We start from the raw sequence: 6,528 nt of genomic DNA on the forward strand, positions 1-6,528 counted from the left end.
AACCGTCAACAGGAGTCCCGACCGATGAAGAACCTGCAATCCACGGCGCTTGTGCTCGCGCTGGCCGCGGCCTTCCCCGCCGCCCGGGCGCAGAGCAATGCCGACCTCCTCAAGGAACTGCAGTCGCTGAAGGACCGCGTGACCGAGCTCGAGAGCAAGCTCAAGTCGGCCGAGAGCAAGGCCGCCGCACCGGCCGCGGCGCCCGCCGCAGCGCAATGGGGCATGACGCCGGAGCAGGCGCAGGAGTTCGCGCGCGTTCAGGTCAAGACCGAGTCGATCGAGGACAACCTCGAGGCCTGGGGTTTCAAGGGCCTGACGATCACCGGTTACGTGGAGCCGGTCTTCATCTACAACCAGCGCCAGGACCGCGCAGGTTTCCAGTTCCTCAACCAGCAGGGTGACGGCTATTTCTACGACACGTCCTACATGGGCGCGGCGTCGATCGACTTCACCAAGGAAACCGACAGCGGTACGCGCTGGAAGCTCACCCTGACGCCGAACCGCGGCGTCGGTGCCGCCATCGACGGCCTGAGCATCGTGCAGGAGGCCTCGGTCTCGGTGCCGCTCGGCGACCTGCAGACGCGGCTGATCGCCGGTCAGATTCCGGACTGGTCAGGCTACGAGTACCAGCAGCCCACGCTCAACCCCTTTACCACCCACAACCTGCTGTACGACTTCACGCTGCCGCTCGGCTACACCGGCGTCGGACTCGACGTGACCAGCGGCAAGTGGTGGATGCGCGGCATGATCGCCAACGTCAACGCCACCCAGCGCGGCCCGGGCGAGAAGTCGCCGGCGCTGGTCTACCGCGTCGACTACTCCAAGGGCGAGTTCAACGGCTTCGGCTTCGCCGGCCTGCACGGCAAGTCACCGAACTTCAATACCGGCTACAACACCATGGCCCACCTGTTCGAGGTGGACGGCTACTTCATCCGCGGTGACTGGACGGTCCAGGGTCAGCTCAGCTACGGCCAGCAGAAGGAAGGCGCGGTCACGCCCGATGCCTCGGGCCGTTACCGCGATGCGCGCTGGTACGGCGTCTCGGGCCTCGCCGGCTACGCGATCACGCCGCGATTGCAGGGCCTCGTGCGCGCCGACTATCTCAAGAACGAGAAGAACGGCGGCGGTCTGTACACCTACAACGGCTACTCGTTCATCGATGAGAACGGCTTGCTGGTCTACGGCAACGACGGCCGCAACGGCATCGGCCCGGATCTCGCCGGTGACCTGGACCGCGGCGCGAACCGCTACGCGCTGACAGTGGGCCTGAAGTACGCACTCAACCAGAACACCACGCTGAAGGCGGAGTACCGCTTCGACGGCGCGGATCGCGCCGTGTTCGAGGATGTCGACGGCGGCGGCTTCAAGAAGACCAACCAGCTGCTCGGGGCCTCGATCGTCGTGTTCTTCTGAACCGTGTCCTGCCGCGGCCCCGGCTGCGGCAGGACCCTCCAACCATGGTCCGGCGCCCTCTCCCCTTCCACACCGCCGCCACCGCCGCCGAGCCGGGCGGTCCGGCGCCGGAGCGGCGGCTGCGCGGCGATCCGCGCTTCGAGACGCTGAACCACTACACCGATCCGAGCGGACAGTTCTTCTCCGGCGTCTGGTCGGGTGGCATCGGCGCCTGGCGCGTGGTGTACGCGGACCATGAGGAGGAGTTCTGCCAGCTGCTCGAAGGCGAAGTGCAGCTCACCGATGCCGACGGCGCGCAGACCCGCCTGAAAGCCGGCGACGCCTTCGTGGTGCCGGGCGGCTACCAGGGTGTGTGGGAGAACCTCACGCCGGTGAAGAAACTGTACGCGATCATGATCCTGAAGGAGACCCCATGACCACCGCCACGATCGACTGGCATGCCCGCTCCGCCGCCCTGACGTTGGATGGGCGCGCCGTGATCGGCGGCGAGCGCCATCCGGCACGGGCCGGCGAATCCTTCGACTGCATATCGCCGATCGACGGCCGCGTGCTCGGTCGCGTGGCGCGTGGCCAGTCGGCCGACATCGACGACGCGGTCGCCTCGGCACGTGCCGCCTTCGACGACGGCCGCTGGTCGCGGCGCCCCCCGGCCGCGCGCAAGCGCGTGCTGCAGGCCTTCGCCGAGAAGATCCTCTCCGCGAAGGAGGAACTCGCGCTGCTCGAGACGCTGGACATGGGCAAGCCCATCCAGTATTCGCTCAGCGTCGACGTGCCCTCCACCGCACGCTGCATCGCCTGGTATGCCGAGGCGATCGACAAGGTGTACGACGAGATTGCGCCCACCGGGCCCGGCGCGCTGGCGCTGATCCGTCGCGAGGCGATGGGCGTGATCGGCGCCATCGTGCCCTGGAACTACCCGATGATCATGGCCGCCTGGAAGCTCGGCCCCGCGCTGGCGGCCGGCAACTCGGTGGTGCTCAAGCCCAGTGAGAAGAGTCCGCTGACCGCGCTGCGCCTGGCCGAACTGGCGCTGGCTGCAGGCTTGCCACCCGGCGTGTTCAACGTGGTGCCCGGTTATGGCCACGAGGCCGGCGAGGCGCTGGCGCTGCACCCGCAGGTCGACGCGATCGGCTTCACCGGCTCCACCCGCGTGGGTCGCAAGATGCTGGAGTACGCCGGGCGCAGCAACCTCAAGCGCGTCTACAACGAGCTCGGCGGCAAGAGCGCCTTCCTGGTGTTTCCCGACTTCGATGACCTCGACCGCTGCGCCGCCACCGTGGCCGGCAGCATGTTCTTCAACCAGGGCGAAAGCTGCAACGCGCCCTCGCGGCTGCTGGTGCACGAGAGCATCGCCGACGACTTCGCGAGGCGCGTCGCCGCAGAGGCGCCGCAGTACCGACCCGCCGACCCGCTGGACGCCAAGACCGTGATGGGCGCGCTGGTCGACGACGGCCAGCTGCGCACGGTCATGGGCTACATCGATGCCGGACGGTCCGAAGGGGCCACCGTGCTGGCCGGGGGCACGCAGGCGCGCACCGACAGCGGCGGCTACTACGTCGAGCCCACGGTCTTCGACGGTGTGCGCAACGACATGAAGATCGCACGCGAGGAGATCTTCGGGCCGGTGCTGTCGATCATCCGCTTCAAGGACGAGGCCGAGGCGATCCGCCTCGCCAACGATTCGCCGTACGGCCTGCAGGCCAGCGTGTGGAGCTCGCACATCGATCGTGCGCACCGTGTCGCCGCATCGCTGCGTGCCGGTACGGTGCACGTGAACCAGTACGACGAGGACGACATCACCGTGCCCTTCGGTGGTTTCAAGCAGAGCGGCAATGGCCGCGACAAGTCGCTGCACGCCTTCGACAAGTACACGGAGCTGAAGACGACCTGGCTGCGCATCAACGCGGCCTGAAGACCTTGTTGGGGCCGCGTCGCCCACCAAGCAGGCAGAGGAGACGAGCATGAAGATCTCGCGCAACGAACAGCTGATGGCCCGCAAGGCGGCCGCCACGCCGCGCGGCGTGGGCGTGATGGCCGGCTTCTTCGCCGACCGCGCCGAGAACGCGCTTCTGTGGGACGTGCAGGGCCAGCGCTACATCGATTTCGCCGGTGGCATCGCGGTGCTCAACACCGGCCACCGCCATCCGAAGGTGGTGGCTGCCATCGAGGCCCAGCTGCAGCGCTTCACGCACAGCTGCTACCAGGTCGTGCCCTACGAGAGCTACGTCGCGCTGGCCGAGAAGCTCAACGCCATGACGCCCGGCAAGCACGCCAAGAAGACCGCCTTCTTCTCGACCGGCGCCGAGGCGGTGGAGAATGCCGTCAAGATCGCCCGCGCCCACACCCGGCGCGGCGGCGTGATCGCCTTCGGCGGTGCCTTCCACGGCCGCTCGCTGTTCGCGGTGGCGCTGACCGGCAAGGTGCAGCCCTACAAGGCCGGCTTCGGCCCCTTCCCGCCGGAGATCTACCACGCCCCCTTCCCTTGCCACGGCGCCTCGCTCGATGCGGCGAAGAAGGCGGTCGAGCAACTCTTCAAGGCCGACATCGAGCCCAGCCGCGTCGCGGCCATCGTGTTCGAGCCGGTGCAGGGCGAAGGCGGCTTCAACGTGATCCAGGCCGAGGCGGTGAAGTGGCTGCGCAAGCTGTGCGACGAGCACGGCATCGTGATGATCGCCGACGAGGTGCAGACCGGCTTCGGTCGCACCGGCAAGATGTTCGCGATGCAGCACTTCAACGTCGTGCCCGACCTGCTCGTCAGCGCCAAGAGCCTGGCCGCCGGCCTGCCGCTGTCGGCGGTGACCGGCAGCGCCGAGATCATGGACGCACCGGCCCCGGGTGGTCTGGGCGGCACCTATGCCGGCAACCCGCTGGCCATCGCCGCGGCCCACGCCGTGATCGAGGTGATGGCCGAGGAGAAGCTGCCCGAGCGCGGGCAACAGCTCGGCAACGAGCTCAAGACCCTGCTCAACGGCCTGCGGGCCGAGGTCCCGCAGATCGCCGACGTGCGCGGGCTGGGTGCGATGGTCGCGGTCGAGTTCCAGCACCCCAAGACCCAGGCGCCCGACGCCGACATGACCAAGCGCGTACAGGCCGAGGCGCTGCGCCGACACCTCATCCTGCTGAGCTGCGGCGTCGACGGCAACGTGCTGCGCTTCCTGTTCCCGCTGACCATCGAACATGCGGTGTTCGGCGAGGCCCTGGGCATCCTCAGCGATGCGCTGAAGGCAGCCTCGCGTGGCTGACGCGCCCAGTTCGCTCGCCGAGTTCGCACGCTCGGCGGGCGCGTCGCTCGCCGCCGAGGGCGTGCACACGCTGCTGGTGCAGTTCACCGACCTGCACGGCGTCGCCAAGGGCAAGCTGGTGCCGCTGCACCAGTTGGAGACCGTGCTGACCGATGGCGCCGGATTCGCCGGCCCGTCGATCTGGGGCACCGGCCTGCCGCGCACCGGCCCCAGGGCCGAGTACTACGCACGCGGTGACGCCGCCACGCTGCAGGCGTTGCCTTGGATGCCCGGTGTCGCTCGCCTCGTCGGCGACGGCTTCGTCAATGGCGGCGCCTTCGATGCCTGTCCACGCCAGGTGCTCAAGCGCGCCACGGCCCGCCTCGCCGCGCGCGGCTGGACGCTGCAGACCGGCATCGAGCCCGAGTTCTTCCTGCTCCGCCGCGAGGGCACGCGCTACGTGCCGGCCGACGATGCCGACCGGCTCGACAAGCCGAGCTACGACCTGAAGAGCCTGCCGCGCCAGCAAGGCTTCCTGCAGGCGCTGCGCGTCGCACTCGAAGGTGCTGGCTTGCAGGTCCTGCAGATCGACCACGAGGACGCCCACGGCCAGTACGAGCTGAACTTCCGCCACGACGAGGCACTGCGCAGCGCCGACCATGTGATGCTGTTCAAGCTGGCCGCGCACGCGCTCGCCGAACAGCGTGGCTGCGTGTTCTCGATGATGCCCAAGCCCTTCGCCAACCAGCCGGGCAGCGGGCTGCATTTCCACGTGTCACTGTGGGACGCTGGGCGTTGCCTGTTCGACGCGGCCGATGCCGCCGAGCCACTGTCGCGGCTCGGACGACAATTCGTCGCCGGTGTGCTGGCCCACAGCGCGGCGCTGTGCGCGCTGGCCGCGCCCACGGTCAACAGCTACAAGCGCCTGGTGGTGGGCGAATCGCTGTCGGGCACCAGCTGGGCGCCCGCTTACGTGGCGCACGGCCCGAACAACCGCACGGCGCTGGTGCGCACGCTTGCCGGCCGCTTCGAGTGGCGCGTGCCGGATGCCTCGGCCAATCCTTACCTGGCGACCGCGGCGCTGATTGCGGCCGGGCTGGACGGCATCGACCGCGAGCTCGATCCCGGCCCGGCCTGCACCGACGACCTGTTCGCGCTGAGCCTGGCCGAGATCCGGACTCGCAGGATCGCGATGCTGCCGCAGAGCCTGGGCGAGGCGGTTGACGCGTTCGAGGCCAGCGAGCTGCTGCACGGCGCGCTCGGCGACACGCTGCACCGCGAGTTCGTGCGGCTCAAGCGCGCCGAGTGGATCGACTACGCCCGCCACGTCAGCGACTGGGAACACGCGCGCTACGGCGCGACGTTCTGAGCCTCGCCCCGCCGGCAGACCGAGGCTCAAGTCCGGCGCGGCGGGGCCGATGACGCGGGAATACTCCGGACAGACCCATGGCAGCGTGGTGGCATCGATTCGTGCGAGTTCGCGGCGGCCCGCCCCCGGCCCGCCCTGCTCCGCTGCCCGTTTCGCCGGCCGTCGCTGCCGCCGTGGCGGCCGCTGTGCCGCGGCTGGACCTCGATGACCCGCTCGACGAACTGGCAGCCCCACCGCTGCTGCCCTGGCTGCTGGCGCTCGAGTCGGTCGTGGAGCAGGCCGACCCGACCCTGCAGGAGCGGCGCGCGCTGCGCGTCGTCGATGCGCTGATCCAGCGCCCCGAGGCGCCGCTCGAGCTGATTCCGCGCGCCCGCACCGTCATTCCCCATCTGTTGGCCCTGCTGCGCCGCCCCGATTGCGCGCTGCCGGCGCTGGCCGAGCAGGTCGGCCGCGACCTGGTGCTCACCGCCGAGGTGATGCGTGCGGCACGCAGCGCCGCGCTGGTGCGTCCGGTGGCCGCCGCGG

6 protein-coding genes are annotated in these 6,528 nt (G+C 69.5%); all 6 read left to right on the forward strand.

Annotated features, from left to right (window positions below; genetic code table 11):
• Positions 1–24: 24 nt before the first annotated feature.
• Entirely contained in the window at positions 25–1,413 is a 1,389-nt protein-coding gene (locus tag x551_RS02250; protein ID WP_011829502.1) for a DUF3138 family protein, read from the forward strand.
• Between the two features lie 44 nt (positions 1,414–1,457).
• A complete protein-coding gene (locus x551_RS02255; protein ID WP_011829503.1) occupies positions 1,458–1,829 on the forward strand; it encodes a cupin domain-containing protein in 372 nt (123 codons plus the stop codon).
• Positions 1,826–3,325, forward strand: a complete 1,500-nt coding sequence (locus tag x551_RS02260) for an aldehyde dehydrogenase (protein ID WP_011829504.1) — start codon at positions 1,826–1,828, stop codon at positions 3,323–3,325. The genes x551_RS02255 and x551_RS02260 overlap by 4 nt, the downstream gene beginning before the upstream one ends.
• A 49-nt stretch (positions 3,326–3,374) precedes the next feature.
• On the forward strand, positions 3,375–4,655 hold the full coding sequence (gene gabT, locus x551_RS02265) for a 4-aminobutyrate--2-oxoglutarate transaminase (protein ID WP_011829505.1): 1,281 nt from the start codon (positions 3,375–3,377) through the stop codon (positions 4,653–4,655).
• Positions 4,648–6,003 (forward strand): type III glutamate--ammonia ligase, encoded by a 1,356-nt coding sequence (gene glnT, locus x551_RS02270; protein ID WP_036229358.1) that lies wholly within the window; start codon positions 4,648–4,650, stop codon positions 6,001–6,003. Before gabT ends, glnT begins: the two co-directional genes overlap by 8 nt.
• A gap of 173 nt (positions 6,004–6,176) precedes the next feature.
• Positions 6,177–6,528 (forward strand): HDOD domain-containing protein (locus tag x551_RS02275; RefSeq protein ID WP_036247423.1); only part of this gene is annotated, 352 nt, incomplete at its 3' end.

Source organism: Methylibium sp. T29, assembly GCF_000576205.1.
In the GTDB taxonomy this organism is placed as follows: domain Bacteria; phylum Pseudomonadota; class Gammaproteobacteria; order Burkholderiales; family Burkholderiaceae_C; genus Methylibium; species Methylibium petroleiphilum.